The sequence below is a fragment of the Dermatophilaceae bacterium Sec6.4 genome, from assembly GCA_039636865.1.
Taxonomy (GTDB): domain Bacteria; phylum Actinomycetota; class Actinomycetes; order Actinomycetales; family Dermatophilaceae; genus Allobranchiibius.
This window is the reverse complement of the sequence record CP144172.1, coordinates 1,308,447-1,325,308: the sequence shown is the minus strand read 5'-3', so window position 1 is coordinate 1,325,308 and position 16,862 is coordinate 1,308,447. Positions and strand designations below refer to the sequence as shown.

Genomic DNA, 16,862 nt, shown 5'->3' with positions numbered 1-16,862 from the left:
CACATACTTGTGCGGTGCCTCGTCGACTGCCCGCAGTACTCGTTGCGTTCTTGTGCGGTGCCGCATCGTTGCTCGCGATGACACCGTCGCAGGCTCAGCCGACCAGCACCGCTGCCCTCTCCCTGAGTGCATTGCCCGGGTCGGCACAGACGCTGGCCCCCGGCATGTACAGCGGTGAACTAGCTGCCGCAGGACCGGGATACGCCAAGGTCACCCGGGCGGTGGCCGACACGATCACGGTGTCGCTGATCACCGCACCAGCGGTGAGCGGCGGCGATCCATCGGCGTCCCTCACCCTGCAACTACCGGACGGCACGTCCTGCGCAGCGTCGGGCACGTCGCCCAGCCGGATCGACCGGTCGTCCGGCCTACGGTCTGCAGTCGTCACTCTCGCGGGTCTACCGGCAGTACCGGGCGCCGCTACCGTGCCCGCAGCCTGCGGTTCGGCGACGACTCTGCTCATCGTCGTGCAGGTGACCGCGCCCGCAGGTGCTGGTGCCCAACTGGGTATCACCCGGGAGCCGCCGATCAACGGAGCGCCCAGCCCGGCGGCCGTCGGGATCGAGCAGACCCCGCCTCTCGCGCCGAGTCTGGACATCACCGGCGCACCGGTCAACGGCGACCGACCGTATGCATCGGCCACGACACTCACGCAGGGCAGCTATTCGCTGGATCTGCGGCCTCAGCGGCTGCAGACCTTCCGCGTCCGGGTCGGATGGGGGCAGCAGATCGGGGTGTCGCTCGAGGCTCCCCGCGATGCCACCACCTTCGTCCCCTCCTCGAACACCATGATCGGGCTGACTCTCTGGAGCCCGCAGTTGGTGCCGATCAACCCGGCTGCCGTCAACAGCATTCCGGACACCATCACGCTGCCCGCCGACAACGGGACCCCGCAACGGATCGCCAGTGGGAGCGCACAGGTTTCGTGGAGCAACCGTGTCAACCCGGCCGTGGCGCCGGCCAGCAATCTGAGCCCGGAGGCGTTGACCTGGACCAGCGTCGCGGGGTGGTACTACGTGACCATCCGATCTACCCCGTCGCCCCCTACCGGTGGGGCAACCACGACCGCGCAGCAGCAGATCGTGCCGACCAGGTTGAACGTCGCCGTCACCGGGATCGCCGTCAGCGGCCCGACATATGTCGATGCTGCGGGTAACACGATCAGCGCTTCGAAACCGACCGCGCAACAGGCCCCTACTCCCAGCTCCAGCACCCCGTGGTGGCGAATCAGCGCCAGCGCGGGAATTCTGCTACTGACGGCCGCCGCAATGGCGTGGGCGGTCCGGCGACGTCGATCTCAATCTGCGGTCCAGCGGTAGCCCTGCCCCACCGCCCGACAGGTGAGTTGCCGACCGCTCGCAGGGCGGGCGCCACTCGCGGCCGGTCTGGTCGTGCCGGCGTCCTGCCATCTGCAGACGCCGTTGACGTCGGTGGTGCCGACAGGATGGGGCTGGGCGCCTCCCCACGGGATCAGCCACACACCCGCGAGTGCGGCAAGCGCCAGTAGCGGGGCCCCCAGGAGTGCAAGGGAGACAGCCCTGGAACCGGGTCCGCGGTGGACGGTGGACGCGGCGCCGAACCTGCTGGTCACCGGGCGCCGGTGGCGTTCCGGCCTGATGGCTCGGGTCGCCCTCGGCCGCAACGCCGCGGTGTTACTCCCACCGGCGCCTGACGGGAGGTACGCCGCTGGATCAACGGGTGCGGCTGCTGCTGCGGAGAAACCCGACACTGGCGGTCGCAGCAACTGCTCGACGCTCACCTGGGTCTGCGCCACCCATGCCAGCTCACCGTGTTGTAGTGCCTCCAGTGCCTCGGCAGCACTCTGCGGTCGACCAAGCGGGTCCGGATCAACGAGTTCGGTAAGGATTCGCCAGAGTTCATCCGGGACGTCCTCCGGGCGCTGCGGCAGGTCGGCACGTTCGGTCCTGGTTGCCGTCGCGGGCTCGTCGCCGGTGAGCATCTGCAGACCCACCATCCCGACTGCATACAGATCCGATCGCCGGCTCGGACTACCGCCGGCCATGACCTCCGGCGCAATGAAGCCGGGGGTGCCGAGGACTGTCGACTGCGTCGTCATCCGGGGCGTGTCCTCATCGATGGCCACACCGAAGTCAGTCAGCCGTACGAAAGGGCGCTGCACGTCTGTCGGTTCAAGTAGCAGATTGCCGGCCTTCACATCCCGGTGGATCACCCCGGCGTCGTGCACGGCGCCCAGTGCCGAGAGCAGTTGCCGCAGTACTTCAGCCACGATCAGAGGCGGCAGCGCCCGGTACTTCTTCAGCAGGTCCGCAACGGAACCGCCCTCGAAGATCGGCATGGTGAACAGGACCGTGTCGTCCTCACCGGCCCAACCGATCGGCGTCACGACGTGCGGGTGGTGGATCCGAACGGCCTGCTCGCGCATGAAGCGCAACAGGCCCGCAGCGTCGGACTGTCGAAGCACCTTGGCTGCCACGATGGTGTCGCGGCGCCGGTCGTGGACCCGCCAGACGGCTCCCATCCCGCCTTCGCCGATCAGGTCGATCAATTCGTAACGACCAGCGAACACCTCACCCATCCGGACAGGCTACGTCCGGCCAAGACGTACAAGGTCGCCGCGCGCTCTGCAGCGCGCGGCGACCTTGTCGTTTCAGTGGGTCAGTTGAACTCGACGGGATCCGGACCGATGCGCTCGTCCTTGTTGAGCTGCCCGATCTTCGTCATGTCGTCGGCATCGAGCTCGAAGGAGAAGAGGTCGAAGTTGGCGGCAATGCGCTTGGGGGTGACCGACTTGGGAATGACCACGTTGCCGAGCTGGATGTGCCAGCGCAGGATCACCTGGGCGGGGGTGACCCCGCGAACGTTGGCGATCGTGGCGATCGTGGCGTCGTTCAACAGTTCACCACCCTGCGCGAGCGGGCTCCAGGCCTCGGTCACGATGTCGTTCTGGGCATGGAAGTCGCGCAGCGTCTGCTGGTTCAGCAGCGGGTGCAGCTCGATCTGGTTGATCGCGGGGAATTCGCCCAACTCGTCGTTGACGCGCGTCAGGTGGTCGACGTTGAAGTTGCAGACCCCGGCGACCTTGATCCGGCCGTCCTCGCGCAACTTCAGCAGAGCACGGAAGGTGTCGACATAGGTATCGTGCTTCGGCGTGGGCCAGTGCACCAGGTACATGTCGGGATCGGTGCCGAGCTTCTTGGCGGACAGGTCGAAGGCACGCAGCGTGGCGTCGTAGCCCTGGTCGTCGTTCCACACCTTGGTGGTGAGGAAGATGTCGTCCCGGGCGACGTCGGTCTGTGCGAGCGCACGGCCCACGCCCTCCTCGTTGCCGTAGATCTTGGCGGTGTCGATGGAGCGATAGCCGGCCTTCAGCGCCGTGAGTACGGGCTCGACCACTTCGTTGTCATCGACCTGGAAGACCCCGTAGCCGAGCTGCGGGATGGGCGTGCTGCCCGATCCGGTACGTAATTCGGTCTGCGGGACAGCGTCATTGGAATTTTCCGTCATAGGTTTGCTAACCATCGATGCCCGCTGAGTATGCCCGGGCGTCTCATAACCCGGACGAGGCAGTTCGGGCGATGTCCTACTAGAGTCGCGAACCATGGCAGCTGTGCAGAAAGTACTGATCGCAAACCGAGGCGAAATCGCCGTCCGTATCGCGCGCGCCTGCGCCGACGAAGGCATCGCCTCGGTCGCCGTGTACGCCGATCCCGACCGCGACGCACTCCACGTGCGGATGGCCGACGAGGCCTTCGCCCTCGGCGGCTCGACGCCGGGCGACTCCTACCTGGTGGTCGAGAAGCTGCTGGAGATCGCGCGTACCTCCGGAGCAGACTCCGTGCACCCCGGATACGGGTTCCTGTCCGAGAACGCCGACTTCGCGCAGGCCGTACTCGATGCGGGCCTGGTCTGGATCGGTCCGCCGCCCAGCGCTATCGACTCCCTCGGCGACAAGGTGAAGGCCCGCCATATCGCGACGGCCGCAGGAGCGCCCCTGGTGCCCGGCACCAAGGAGCCGGTCAAGGATGCCCAGGAGATCATCGACTTCGCGACCGAGCACGGCGTGCCGGTTGCGATCAAAGCCGCGTACGGCGGTGGCGGGCGCGGCCTGAAGGTTGCGCGCACCATCGAGGAGATCCCCGACCTGTTCGAGTCCGCCGTCCGAGAGGCCGTGTCGGCATTCGGCCGCGGGGAATGCTTCGTGGAGCGTTTCCTGGACAAACCACGCCATGTGGAGACCCAGTGCCTGGCCGATGACCACGGCAACGTCGTGGTCATCTCGACCCGCGACTGCTCGTTGCAGCGCCGCAACCAGAAGCTGGTCGAGGAAGCTCCAGCGCCGTTTCTGAGCGATGAGCAGCACACCGAACTGGTGCGTGCCTCCAAGGCCATCCTGCGCGCTGCGGACTACCGGGGAGCCGGCACGTGCGAGTTCCTCGTCGGCCAGGACGGTGTCATCAGCTTTCTGGAGGTCAACACCCGCCTGCAGGTCGAACACCCCGTCTCCGAGGAAGTCACCGGGATCGACCTGGTGCGTGAGCAGTTCCGCATCGCCCGCGGTGAGGCAATCGGCTACGACGACCCCGCCCCGCACGCGCACTCCTTCGAGTTCAGGATCAACGGCGAAGACGCCGGACGTGGCTTCCTGCCCGCGCCGGGCACCGTCACCCGCTTCAACCCGCCGAGTGGGCCGGGCGTGCGGGTGGACTCCGGTGTGACCAGTGGCGACGTGATCGGCGGGGCGTTCGACTCCATGCTCGCGAAGCTGATCGTCACCGGTGCGACCCGTCAACAGGCGCTGGAGCGGGCTCGCCGCGCGCTGGCCGAGATGGTCGTGGACGGAATGCCGACCGTGCTGCCCTTCCACCGCGCGGTCGTGTCGGACCCGGCGTTCGCGCCTGAGGACGACGCAGCCTTCACCGTGCACACCCGGTGGATCGAGACCGATTTCGACAACACGATCCCGGCGCACGACGGCCCGACCGGCGACGCGGACGAAGCCGCCCCGCGGCAACAGCTGGTCATCGAGGTCGGTGGCAAGCGCCTCGAGGTGTCGCTGCCCGGCGATCTGGCACTGGGGGGCGGGTCCGCGCCGGGTCGCAGGAAGGCGCCCAAGAGAGGCCGCTCCGGCGGCGCTGCTCAGGGAGCCGGCGGCGATGCACTCACGGCGCCGATGCAGGGCACGATCGTGAAGGTGGTGGCCACCGACGGTGACGCCGTGAGCAACGGGGACACCATCCTGGTCATCGAGGCCATGAAGATGGAGCAGCCGATCACCGCGCACAAGGACGGCACACTGTCCGGACTCAGTGTCACGGTCGGCGAGACCGTCACCTCAGGCGCGGTCCTGGCACAGATCACCGACTGAGCTCCGCCAGGTTTCGGATCTCAGGTCAGTCCCGTGATCACACTGTCCAGGGTGTCCCGCAGGTAGGCCTCGCGCTCTGCGGGAGGCATCGGCAACGAAGAGATCGCGACACCTTCCACGCTGCCCACGATGCTCTTGGCTCGACGCCGTGGATCCTGCTTGCCCGCACGCTGGACGAGCACCTCGACCACGTCCACCAACTGCTCGCGCCAGGCGCCCGACACCGGGCGTAGCGAGGGAGTACGCACGGATTCCAGATACAGCTCCGTCATCGTGATCAGCAACTCGGGCTGACCGGACCAACGCACCACCATGTCGACGGTGGCCTCGATCGCCGGACCAGGATCACCGGATGGGTGCGGCAACGCCTCGCCCATGGCACGCACATCGTCGGTCAGCCGTTGGGCCACGAACGTCGTGAGTGCGGTGAGCAGCGCCAGCCGGGTGCGGAAATAGACCGAGCAGGTCCCCTCCGGCAGGTCTGCTTCCCGGTCGACGGCCCGATGCGTCAGACCGCGTAGCCCGCCTCGCCCCACCACGACGATCGCGGACTCCAGCAGATGAGCCTGACGGGCCGCTGTGCCTTCGGGTCGCTTTCGTCTCGCCACGCCTGCACCCTCTCACGCCGGGTCGATGAGGCTGTGACGATGCGCACATGCTGCGGAGTTGGCTGCCGACTACTACAGGTGTAGTGTGTTTCTCATAAGCACTACAGATGTAGTGTCCTCAGCAGAGAAAGATCAAGGCAGACATCATGAACGTTGTGAACATCGACCAGTTCTTCACCGGCACGATGATCATCGTCGCCGTTGCCCTCGTGGCCCTGCTCGCCTTCGTCACCACCTGGACCGTGCAGTTCTTCGCACGCAACCACACCGAGCGTGTCACGCAGCACCAGCCGCTGGTCCCGTACTACCGCGGACTGGCTCTCGGGCACTGAGCATTCAACCGTTGAGCTGTCGCTCTCCGGCTACTCAGGAGTCCTGCGAATGCAGCCGGCGTGCGGCTTCGGTGATCGACCCGGTCATCGACGGGTAGACCGAAAAGGTCGAGGCAATCTGATCCACCGTGAGCCGGTTCTGCACGGCCAACCCGATCGGGAAGATCAACTCCGACGCCTGCGGCGCCACGACGACACCGCCGATCACGGTATTGCTGCCGGGGCGCACCAGAAGCTTGACGAAGCCATCTTTGATGTTGCGCATCTTGGCACGCGGGTTGGTCGAGAGCGGCAGGGTCACCATCTTGGCCTCCACCCGCCCCTCTTCCACATCGGCCTGTGAATACCCCACCGTGGCGATCTCCGGGTCGGTGAAGATGTTGGCGCACACACCGCGCAGGTTCAGCGGTGCGACAGCGTCGCCGAGCGCGTGTGCCATTGCCAGCCGGCCCTGCATGGCCGCCACCGAGGCCAGCGGCAAGACCCCCGTGCAGTCCCCGGCTGCGTAGATCCCCGCCACGGACGTACGCGACACACGGTCCACCACGATATGGCCGGACTCACTCAGCTCGACACCCGCTTCTTCCAGGCCGATGCCTTTGGTCTGCGGGATGGACCCGACCGCGAGCAGCACGTGTGAACCCTGCACCGTACGTCCGTCCTCGAGCGTGACGATGACCCCGTCAGCGGTCCGCTCAGCAGCCGATGCGCGAGATCTGTTGAGCACGACCATCCCCCGCCGCCGGAAGACGTCCTCGATGACGGTCGCGGCGTCGGCGTCCTCGCCGGGCAGTACCCGGTCGCGCGACGAGACGAGCGTGACCTCGCAGCCCAGACCGAGGTAGGCGTGAGCCAGCTCCGCGCCGGTCACCCCCGAGCCGACCACGATCAGTTTCTCGGGAAGTTGCTTCAGGTCGTAGATCTGCTGCCAGGTCAGGATCCGCTCGCCGTCGGGCATCGCCGCCGGCAGCGTGCGCGGCGTGGTGCCGACCGCGAGCAGGATGGCGTCGACACTGATCTCGTCGACACCTTCCGCACTCTCGATGCCCACCCGGCCGGGCCCGACGATGCAGGCGGCACCGCGACGTACGCGTACTCCGACCCCCTCGACCTGGGCGGTGATGTCGTGGCTCTGTGCCTGCGCGAGGGCCAGGATGCGGTCGTTGACCTGGACGATGTGAGCCTCAGCGTGCTGGTCGTCCTGGGTGCCTTCGAAACCGACACCGAGGCGGCCCGCAGATGCGAACCGTGACATGAAATCCGAGGTGGCGATCAGCGCCTTGCTCGGTACGCAGTCGGTGAGTACCGCGGCACCGCCCATCCCCTCCTGCTCGATGACCGTCACGCTCGCGCCGGCTGCCGCCGCCACCAAGGCGGACTCGTACCCCCCGGGGCCGCCGCCGATGATCGCCACTGTCTTCTGTCGAGTCACAGGTTTCATCCAACCACGCCCGCTACAGATAACCCGTCGCCCTGGTTAGCCTGGCCCGGTGACGACCGACTTCGACCCATCCGATGTGCCGGACCTGACCGACCCCGACACCGACCCGACCCAGGTAGCCCAGGCTGCTGCTCGCGTGATCGCGGCACGAACCGGCGCCCCCCGGCACGACGTTGCGCTCGTCCTCGGCTCCGGCTGGGGCGGTGCGGCCGACCGCATCGGTGAGACGCTCGCCACGGTGGACAACACGGACGTGCCCGGGTTCGCTGCTGCTGCAGTCAGCGGGCACAGCGGCGTCATGCGCTCGGTGCGGATCGGTGACAGCGACCGTCGCGCCTTGGTCTTCGGCACCAGAACGCACTTCTACGAAGGCCGCGGCGTGCGTGCCGTGGTGCATGGAGTGCGCACTGCCGCGGCGGCCGGGTGCCGGGTGATCGTGCTGACGAACGGCTGCGGGGGGCTGAATCCCGCGTGGGCGCCCGGCACCCCGGTCCTGATCAGCGACCACCTCAATCTCACAGCGGCCTCGCCCATCGAGGGCGCGAACTTCGTGGACCTGACCGATCTCTACTGCTCCCGACTGCGCGACGTCGCCCGCTCGATCGACGCCGGTCTCGATGAAGGCGTTTACGCACAGTTCCGAGGGCCGCATTACGAAACGCCGGCCGAAGTGCGGATGGCGGGCATCCTCGGTGCAGACCTCGTCGGCATGTCGACGACCCTGGAGGCCATTGCCGCCCGCCAGGCCGGGCTCGAGGTACTCGGCATCAGCCTGGTGACCAATGCCGCGGCCGGAATAAGCCCCACTCCCCTGTCGCACGCCGAGGTACTGCAGGCGGGTAGGGCCGCAGCGGATCGATGCGGCGCACTGCTCGCCGACATCGTCCGGGCCATCTGATGGGTGTGGACGCACAGCTGATTGCCGAGGCACGGGCCTGGATGCAGGCAGATCCCGACCCGGCCACCCGCACCGAGTTGCAGGCGGTGCTCACGGCCGTCGAATCCGGCGATGAGGCGGCTGCGGCGGACCTCGCGGACCGTTTCAGCGGGTTCCTGCAGTTCGGCACAGCGGGGCTACGCGGCCCGCTCGGCGCAGGCCCGGCGAGGATGAACCGGGTTGTGGTGCTGCGCACCGCAGCCGGGCTGGTGTCATACCTGCAGGCGAAACTCGGCGTGCCCGACGTCACCGTGGTCATCGGTTACGACGCGCGGCACAACTCCGACGTGTTCGCCCGCGATACGGCCGCGGTGGTGACCGCGCTCGGCGGCAACGCGCTGGTGTTACCGCATCCCCTGCCGACGCCTGTACTGGCGTTCGCGATCCGCGATTTCGGCGCCGACGCGGGTGTGGTGGTCACCGCGAGCCACAACCCGCCGCAGGACAACGGCTACAAGGTCTACCTCGGTGACGGCAGCCAGATCGTCTCGCCGGCCGACGCTCAGATCGCGCAGGCCATCGAGGCGTACCCGACCGCAGGGTCCGTGCCGCAGGCGAACGACGGGTGGACGACCGTCGACAACGGCATCGTGGCCGACTACCTGGACTCGGTCTGCGCAGTGGTGACACCCGGTGGGCCGCGCGACCTGCGGGTCGTGCACACGGCGCTGCACGGCGTTGGATCACGGGTTGCGCGGGACGCCTTGGCACAGGCCGGTTTCCATGACGTGCATTCGGTCGCCGAGCAGGCCGAGCCGGACCCGGAGTTCCCGACCGTCGCGTTCCCGAACCCCGAGGAGCCCGGTGCGATCGACCTGGCGCTCGATCTGGCCCGTCGCGTCGGCGCCGACCTGGTGATCGCCAACGATCCGGATGCAGACCGGTGCGCGGTGGCCGTGCCTGTCTCCGGCAGCACGGTCGGTTGGCGGATGCTGCGTGGCGATGAGGTGGGTGCGCTGTTGGGCGACCATCTGCTGCAGCGGACCTGGCCGGCTGATGCGGTGATGGCCAACTCGATCGTGTCGTCCCGGCTTCTGGGTGCGATGTGTGCAGCGCAGGGCGTCCGGCACGAAGAGACCCTGACCGGCTTCAAATGGATCAGCAGGGTGCCCGGACTGGTCTACGGCTACGAGGAGGCGCTCGGCTACTGCGTGGACCCGACCCAGGTGCGCGACAAGGACGGTGTCAGCGCGGCACTGCTGATCGCGGAGTACGCCGCATCGCTGAAGAGTCACGGCCGGACGCTGCTTGATGCGTTGAACGATCTCGCCGACGAGCACGGGCACTATCTGACCGACAGCTTCTCGGTCCGAGTGGCGGATCTGTCGCTGATCGCGGAGGTGATGGCACGGCTGCGCGCCGACCCGCCCACCGAAATCGCGGGCGAACCCGTCGCGAACTATGACGATCTGGCGCAGGGACGTTGTGGATTGCCACCCACCGACGGACTGCGGTACCTGCTCGGGGACGCCACGCGGATCATCGTGCGACCCAGCGGGACCGAGCCGAAACTCAAGATCTACCTCGAAGTCATCAACAGCGATGCAGCAGCCGGTGCAGCACGACTGGCGCAGGTACGCACCGAGTTCGAGCGGTTGACCGCCCCCCGGTAACGGGTCTCAGACCACCGCGGCGGTCACGGCAAGCACCACCGCGACGACAAAGAAGGCGATATTGCGCCAAGCCGGTGTGATGGCCACCCCACGCGCCATGTCCACCGCGCGTTTGGTGGTCGGCTGCCCGATCTTCGCGGCCGACCCGGCGCATCGTTCGTCGATCAGCACGGCGACCGCCCCCGCAGATTTAGGACGCTGCACGGGGTTGCGGTAGGCATCGGTATCGATCTCGGTGTCGCGGGCGTTGCGCCAGGCGCTGCGCAGACCCATCCCGCCGCCACCGCCGAGGCCCAGGCCACCGCCCATCCGGTGCATCCCGGCGACCCTGGGCCGCTGCTTGGAGACGGCCCACGAACCGTAGGCGGCGCCGCCCTCGGTGACCACCCGCAAATTCCACCGCGCCTGGGTCGCCTCGATCCGCTCCCACGGGATCCGCACGTCGCGCACCAGATTACGCAGGATGACCGCGTCGTCGGTGATTTCGACACTGGGCCGCACGAAGAGCGCCCAGGCCACCAGCGCGATCGCCAGGGGCCACATCACCTCCAGGAAGCCGATCCCCGCGTCGGACCGCAGACTCAACAACACGATCAAGGCGCAGAGCGAGATCGTTGCGTAACCCAGGACCAAGGCCTGTGCCTGTCGGAACACCTCTGGCGTGTCGGTCCGCTCAGAAGTCTGCGCTGGGCTGTTCGGCATGGCGCCGACAGTACGCGTCGGATCGCGCAGGTCGATGGACCCGGTCGGGCCTTAGGGTGGGCTGATGAGCGCATCCACTACTTCTGCGCCACGCGCCGGGTCTTATGTCGATGCCTCCAGCAACGCCGATCTGCGCGGCTGGCTACACGGCCTACCACCTGTGGACCAAGTCGGTCTCGAAGCTCGCGCGGCGGCGCTGGGCACGCGGTCGATCAAGACGACCAGCAAGGCGTGGGCCATCGACACCGCCATCTCGATGATCGACCTGACGACACTGGAAGGTGCTGACACGCCCGGCAAGGTGCGCAATCTGTGCGCCAAAGCGCGGGTTCCGGACCGGTCGGACTCCTCGACGCCACGGGTTGCCGCGGTCTGCGTCTACAACGACATGGTCGGTGTGGCGCGCGAAGCACTGGGCGACAGCGGTATCCACATCGCGGCCGTCACCACGGCCTTTCCTTCGGGTCGGGCCTCGCTCGCGGTCAAACTCGCCGACACGCAGGACGCGGTGTCCGCCGGTGCCGACGAGATCGACATGGTGATCGACCGAGGCGCCTTTCTGTCCGGTGACTACCGCACCGTCTTCGACCAGATCGTCGCGGTCAAGAAGATATGCGCCAGCAACCCCGACCGCCCTGACGCGCACCTCAAGGTGATCCTGGAGACCGGGGAGCTCGCGACATACGACAACGTGCGCCGCGCCTCCCACCTCGCGATGCTCGCGGGCGCCGATTTCATCAAGACGTCCACCGGGAAGATCTCCCCCGCCGCAACGCTGCCCGTTGTGCTGTTGATGCTCGAAGCGGTCCGCGACTGGCGTGACGCGACAGGCACGATGATCGGGGTCAAGCCCGCGGGCGGCATCCGCACCACCAAGGACGCCATCAAGCATCTGGTCACCGTCAACGAGACGGCCGGGCCGGACTGGCTGAGCCCACAGTGGTTCCGCTTCGGGGCCTCCAGCCTGCTGACCGACCTGCTGATGCAGCGCCACAAGTTGAGCACCGGCGCCTACGCCGGATCCGACTACATTTCCGAGGATTAGGGACACTGAGACATGCCAACGGGTTTCGAATACGCCCCGGCTCCGGAGTCACCCGCCGTGGTCGACATCGCCTCCTCCTACGGGCTCTTCATCGGCGGGGATTTCGTCGATCCCTCTGACGGAGCCTCGTTCAAGACCCTCAACCCGGCGACGGGCGAGGCCCTGAGCGATGTCTCCGAGGGCAGCGCCGCCGATGTCGACGCGGCCGTCCGCGCAGCCCGCCGGGCCTACGACCGGGTCTGGGGTCCGATGTCCGGGGCAGAGCGCGGCAAGTACCTCTTCCGGATCGCCCGCATCCTGCAGGAGCGGGCCCGCGAATTCGCTGTGCTGGAGACCCTCGACAACGGCAAGCCGATCAAGGAATCACGGGACGTCGACATCCCCCTCGCGGCCGCGCATTTCTTCTACCACGCCGGGTGGGCGGACAAGCTGGAGTACGCCGGGCTCGGTAACGCCGGCAAGCCCGCGCCGCTGGGCGTGATCGGCCAGGTCATCCCGTGGAACTTCCCGCTGCTGATGCTGTCCTGGAAAATCGCGCCGGCCCTCGCCGCCGGCAATACAGTGGTGCTCAAGCCCGCTGAGACCACCCCACTGACGGCGCTGCTCTTCGCGCAGGTCTGCCAGCAGGCCGACCTGCCCCCGGGCGTCGTCAACATCGTCACCGGTGCGGGCGAGACCGGGCACGCGCTGAGCTCCCACCCCGACATCGACAAGATTGCTTTCACCGGATCGACCGACGTCGGCAAGCAGATCGCCCGCTCGGTCGCGGGCACCCGTAAGCGGCTCACCCTGGAGCTCGGTGGCAAGGGCGCCAATATCGTCTACGACGATGCTGCGCTCGATCAGGCCGTCGAGGGCATTGTCAGCGGTATCTACTTCAACCAGGGACACGTGTGCTGCGCCGGATCGCGGCTGCTGGTGCAGGAGTCCATTGCGGACGACGTCATCGCCCGGCTGAAGCGGCGCCTGGGCACCCTGCGGGTCGGTGACCCGATGGACAAGAACACCGACGTCGGCGCGATCAACTCTGCTGAACAACTGGCCCGGATCACCGCGCTGGTCGAGGCCGGTGAAGCTGAAGGGGCCACCCGATGGAGCCCGCCCTGCGACCTGCCGGACCGCGGATACTGGTTTGCGCCAACGGTGTTCACCAATGTTTCGCAAGCCCACCGGGTAGCCCAGGAGGAAATCTTCGGTCCGGTGCTGTCGGTGCTGACGTTCCGTACCCCGGCTGAAGCGGTCGCCAAGGCGAACAACACGCCCTACGGGCTGTCGGCCGGCATCTGGTCGGACAAGGGATCACGGGTGCTGTGGACCGCGGACCGGCTGCGCGCAGGGGTGGTGTGGGCGAACTCGTTCAACAAGTTCGACCCGACCTCGCCGTTCGGTGGATACAAGGAGAGCGGGTACGGCCGCGAGGGCGGCCGGCACGGACTGGAAGCGTATGTCGCAGCAGGGAGTGAGGACTGATGGCTCGGGTGGACGTACGCAAGACCTACAAGCTCTACATCGGCGGCAAGTTCCCACGCAGCGAGTCAGGGCGCTCGTACGAGGTTGTCTCCCAGGGCCGTTCGCCTGCTTTCCTCGCGAACGCCGCGCAGGGATCGCGTAAGGACGTGCGCGACGCCGTCGTCGCAGCGCGCGGCGCGGTGGCCGGCTGGTCGGGCGCGACGGCGTACAACCGGGGGCAGGTGCTCTACCGGGTGGCCGAGGTGGCCGAAGGTCGCCGCGATCAGTTCGTCGCCGATGTCGCTGCTGCTGAGGGCGTCACCCGCCCGCGAGCCGAGCGGCTGGTGGACGCAGCAATCGACCGCTGGGTCTGGTATGCCGGATGGCCTGACAAGCTCGCTCAGGTGCTCGGCAATCTCAATCCGGTTGCCGGCCCATACCTCAACATCTCGGCACCCGAACCGACTGGAGTCGTGGGCATTCTTGCGCCGCAACGTAGTTCACTGCTCGGGCTGATCAGCGTGATCGCACCTGCCATTGTCTCGGGTAACACCGTCGTCGTTCTGGCCAGTGAGGAACGGCCGCTGCCTGCGATCACGTTGTCGGAGGTGCTTGCCACCTCTGATGTGCCCGGCGGCGTCGTCAACATCATCACCGGCCGCACCGCGGAACTCGCGCCGTGGCTGGCGTCCCACCAGGACGTCAACGCGATCGACCTGACCGGCGCCGCATTCGCGCAGGGCGTGGACTGGGCAGCGCTGGAGGCTTCAGCTGCGGACTCGGTGAAGCGTGTCCTGCGACCGGCCGGCACGGGCACCGACGCGATCGAACCCGACTTCACGCCGACACCGAGCCTGCGCCGCGTCCGGGCCTTCCTCGAGACCAAGACGGTCTGGCACCCCAAAGGGACCTGAGCACAGACCGACCTGTGTTGGGTCAGCGTGGTCTGCGCCGGCGTCCCAACCGATGACCGCGTACCGATCGGTGACTGGGACGATTACCTGTGCCGATTCACCCGGTACGGGCTGACCCAGGGCCCCTCCGAACGGGACCGGCGGACCGCGCGATGCCGTGATCCGCGCGAGTTCTGCTTCATAATCACCCAGATGGGGATGAACTCGGAGTCGACTCCTCCTGTGGCAGTCGTCGGTGTGGACAGAGCGCGACGGCGCTGGTCCGTTGTGCTGTGTGCTCTCGCAGCGGTGCTTCTGGCGCTGGGCACGATCGCCGGGATCGCCAACCGGCAACTGGTCGACGGCTCGCGGTTCGCGGCCCATGTCGATCAGGTGCGGCAGGACGAGGCGGTCTCCCGGCAGGTCGGGATCGCGATGACCGACGCGATCCTGCGGGCGGACGCCGATCTGACGGCGGTCCGGCCGCTGATCGAGGCAGCAGCGATCTCGGTGGCGCGTAGCCCCACCTTCAGCCCGGTGCTGCAGGGCGCCGTCCGTCAGGTGCACGACGCGTTCACCCAACCCGGATCCGGGGTGGTTGTGCTGCGGCTCGCGGATATCGGCTCGGTGCTCTCAGGGGTGGTGCAGAAGATAGCTCCGCAGTCCCCGGCCGGGTTGCCGTCGAACATCGATGTGACGCTGGCCCGGATCGGGGACCAGAGCGCCGCGCAGTCCACGATCTCCATCGCGCGCCGGATCACCCTGCTGGCGTGGCTGCTACCGACCCTGGCGCTCGGTTGCTTCGTCGGCGCAGCGTGGCTGTGGGGTTGGCGCAAGAACTCGTTGCGCCACATCGGGTTTGCCGTGGTCGCGGCCGGCGCGTTGATCGTGGCGCTGGCCGGCGGCGCCTCCGCGTTCGCCGCATCGGCCGATTCGAACTCGTTGTCCGGGGCGTTACGCGCCGCAGTCCTGCACGTGCTGGCAGGACTGCTGTGGTGGCCGGCTGCGGTGCTGATCGGCGCCGGCGTCGTACTGCGGGTGCTGGCCGTACTGGACGGCGACGCGCCCGCAGGCTCGGGCTGGCGGGACTGGCTCGCGGTGCGACCCGCGTCCCAGCGCATTCAGGCACTGCGTGCGGCGGGGTTGGCGACGGTGGGCGCCTTCGTCGTGCTGCGGCCCTCGTTGGCTGTGCAGACCCTCGCGGTCGTCGCCGGCATGGGGGTACTGGTCCTCGGGCTCGTTGAGATCACCAGGGTGCTCCTGCAGTTGGCGGGCAGCAGACGGGATGCGCAGGAGCAACTGTCCGCACGACGGTATGTGTGGACAACGCGGGCAATGGCAGTTCTGCCGGTGGTGGTCGTGATGACGTTGACACTGTCGCTGGCCCTACCGACCTCGCGTGCCCTGCCGGCCGTGGCCGGGCCCGGCGACACCACAGCCTGCAACGGTTTCACGCAGCTGTGCGACCGGCCGTACAACGATGTCGCCTACCCAGCGGCGCATAACGCAATGTCCGCAGCGGACGAACCCGGGTGGTATCTGGCCGAGCAACCCACCGGTCTGATCGGCCAGCTCAACGCGGGTATTCGGGTGATGCTGATCGACAGTTGGTACGGCCAGACGACGACCACTGCCGGGCAGGTCACCAACGCTGCGCAGGACAAAGCGGCGGGCCGGGCAAAGGCCGATGCAGACTTCGGAGTGGGTGCGGTGGCGAGCGCCCTACGGCTGCGCAGCGCGATCTCGGGGAAACCGACCGGTCCCGTCGAGCCCTACCTGTGCCACGGGGTGTGCGATATCGGGGCGACCAAGTGGGAGCCGGATATGGCAAAGGTTCGAGCCTGGTTGGCCGCGCATCCCCGCGAGGTCGTCACCTTCTTCATCGAGGACTACGTCTCACCCGCGGACACCGCCACGGTGTTCCGGCAGGCAGGTCTGTTGCCGTATGTCGCAACCCACCAGGTCGGTCAACCGTGGCCCACGTTGGGCCAGATGATCAACACGAACAAGCGGCTCGTGGTGCTCATGGAGAACCACGGCGGCGGGACCGCCGACCCGTGGCTGATGCAGGGCTTCAGCCAGGTGCAGGACACCAACTACGACTCCAAGACCCCCGATCAACTCAGTTGCGCCCGAAATCGCGGTACTGACAAAAGCCAACTGCTGTTGGTCAACAATTGGCTCAACCACTTCGATGCCATCATCTCCGACGCCGCGCAGGTCAACGCCTACGACAGCTTGTACCCGCGAATCGTCAGGTGCCGGCGCGAACGCGGCATGATCCCTAATTTTGTCGCCGTCAACTATTACAGCCAGGGCGATCTGTTCAAGGTGGTCGACGCGCTGAACGGAGTTCAATAGCTCATCACCCACGGCGGAGCTACGGCCAGAGCATTAACCTGACCGCCATGATCGACTCCCTCGCGAAGCGGCTCACCACCGCTTAGACGAACGCCGACATGGTGGGCTAGGATTTTCCAGGCTGGATGGACGGA

General features: G+C 67.3%; 14 protein-coding genes. 9 read left to right on the top strand and 5 right to left on the bottom strand.

Annotation, left to right across the window (positions count from 1 at the left end; genetic code table 11):
* Window positions 1-14 precede the first annotated feature (14 nt).
* Window positions 15-1,319, top strand: a complete 1,305-nt coding sequence (locus V3G39_06560; GenBank protein ID XAS77699.1) for a hypothetical protein — start codon at window positions 15-17, stop codon at window positions 1,317-1,319.
* Here the strand turns inward: V3G39_06560 and V3G39_06555 are convergent.
* Together V3G39_06555 and V3G39_06550 are read right to left on the bottom strand one after the other, a co-directional pair.
* Window positions 1,298-2,557, bottom strand: coding sequence for a serine/threonine-protein kinase (locus tag V3G39_06555; protein ID XAS77698.1), 1,260 nt, complete (start codon window positions 2,555-2,557; stop codon window positions 1,298-1,300). The two genes, V3G39_06560 and V3G39_06555, sit on opposite strands and share 22 nt — an antisense overlap.
* A gap of 80 nt (window positions 2,558-2,637) precedes the next feature.
* Window positions 2,638-3,486, bottom strand: a complete 849-nt coding sequence (locus tag V3G39_06550) for an aldo/keto reductase (GenBank protein XAS77697.1) — start codon at window positions 3,484-3,486, stop codon at window positions 2,638-2,640.
* A gap of 94 nt (window positions 3,487-3,580) precedes the next feature.
* Here V3G39_06550 and V3G39_06545 point away from each other — a divergent pair, with 94 nt between their 5' ends.
* The gene (locus V3G39_06545) at window positions 3,581-5,347 is read left to right on the top strand and encodes a biotin carboxylase N-terminal domain-containing protein (protein XAS77696.1); all 1,767 of its coding nucleotides are present in this window, start codon (window positions 3,581-3,583) and stop codon (window positions 5,345-5,347) included.
* Between the two features lie 20 nt (window positions 5,348-5,367).
* On the opposite strand, the gene V3G39_06540 is transcribed toward V3G39_06545, so the two are convergent.
* Window positions 5,368-5,955 (bottom strand): hypothetical protein, encoded by a 588-nt coding sequence (locus tag V3G39_06540; protein ID XAS77695.1) that lies wholly within the window; start codon window positions 5,953-5,955, stop codon window positions 5,368-5,370.
* Between the two features lie 146 nt (window positions 5,956-6,101).
* On the opposite strand from V3G39_06540, the gene V3G39_06535 reads away from it, so the two are divergent.
* Window positions 6,102-6,287 carry a hypothetical protein gene (locus tag V3G39_06535; GenBank protein XAS77694.1) on the top strand — a complete coding sequence of 62 codons (186 nt, stop codon included), beginning with the start codon at window positions 6,102-6,104 and terminating at the stop codon, window positions 6,285-6,287.
* A 34-nt stretch (window positions 6,288-6,321) separates the two neighbouring features.
* Here V3G39_06535 and V3G39_06530 read toward each other — a convergent pair whose 3' ends face one another.
* A complete protein-coding gene (locus V3G39_06530; GenBank protein ID XAS77693.1) occupies window positions 6,322-7,728 on the bottom strand; it encodes an NAD(P)H-quinone dehydrogenase in 1,407 nt (468 codons plus the stop codon).
* 49 nt (window positions 7,729-7,777) lie between these two features.
* Between V3G39_06530 and V3G39_06525 the strand changes: the two genes are divergently transcribed.
* Together V3G39_06525 and V3G39_06520 are read left to right on the top strand one after the other, a co-directional pair.
* Window positions 7,778-8,626, top strand: coding sequence for a purine-nucleoside phosphorylase (locus V3G39_06525; GenBank protein ID XAS77692.1), 849 nt, complete (start codon window positions 7,778-7,780; stop codon window positions 8,624-8,626).
* A complete protein-coding gene (locus V3G39_06520) occupies window positions 8,626-10,278 on the top strand; it encodes a phospho-sugar mutase (protein XAS77691.1) in 1,653 nt (550 codons plus the stop codon). Before V3G39_06525 ends, V3G39_06520 begins: the two co-directional genes overlap by 1 nt.
* 6 nt (window positions 10,279-10,284) lie before the next feature.
* On the opposite strand, the gene V3G39_06515 is transcribed toward V3G39_06520, so the two are convergent.
* Window positions 10,285-10,980, bottom strand: a complete 696-nt coding sequence (locus tag V3G39_06515; protein ID XAS77690.1) for a PH domain-containing protein — start codon at window positions 10,978-10,980, stop codon at window positions 10,285-10,287.
* A gap of 64 nt (window positions 10,981-11,044) precedes the next feature.
* Here V3G39_06515 and deoC point away from each other — a divergent pair, with 64 nt between their 5' ends.
* From deoC to V3G39_06495, 4 genes are all read left to right on the top strand, one after another.
* Window positions 11,045-12,025, top strand: coding sequence for a deoxyribose-phosphate aldolase (gene deoC, locus V3G39_06510; protein ID XAS77689.1), 981 nt, complete (start codon window positions 11,045-11,047; stop codon window positions 12,023-12,025).
* A 12-nt stretch (window positions 12,026-12,037) separates the two neighbouring features.
* Window positions 12,038-13,495 carry an aldehyde dehydrogenase family protein gene (locus tag V3G39_06505; protein ID XAS77688.1) on the top strand — a complete coding sequence of 486 codons (1,458 nt, stop codon included), beginning with the start codon at window positions 12,038-12,040 and terminating at the stop codon, window positions 13,493-13,495.
* A complete protein-coding gene (locus tag V3G39_06500) occupies window positions 13,495-14,388 on the top strand; it encodes an aldehyde dehydrogenase family protein (protein ID XAS77687.1) in 894 nt (297 codons plus the stop codon). The genes V3G39_06505 and V3G39_06500 overlap by 1 nt, the downstream gene beginning before the upstream one ends.
* Window positions 14,389-14,580: 192 nt before the next feature.
* Window positions 14,581-16,728: a hypothetical protein gene (locus V3G39_06495; GenBank protein XAS77686.1), complete on the top strand. Its 2,148-nt coding sequence runs from the start codon at window positions 14,581-14,583 to the stop codon at window positions 16,726-16,728.
* The last annotated feature ends 134 nt before the right edge of the window (window positions 16,729-16,862 follow it).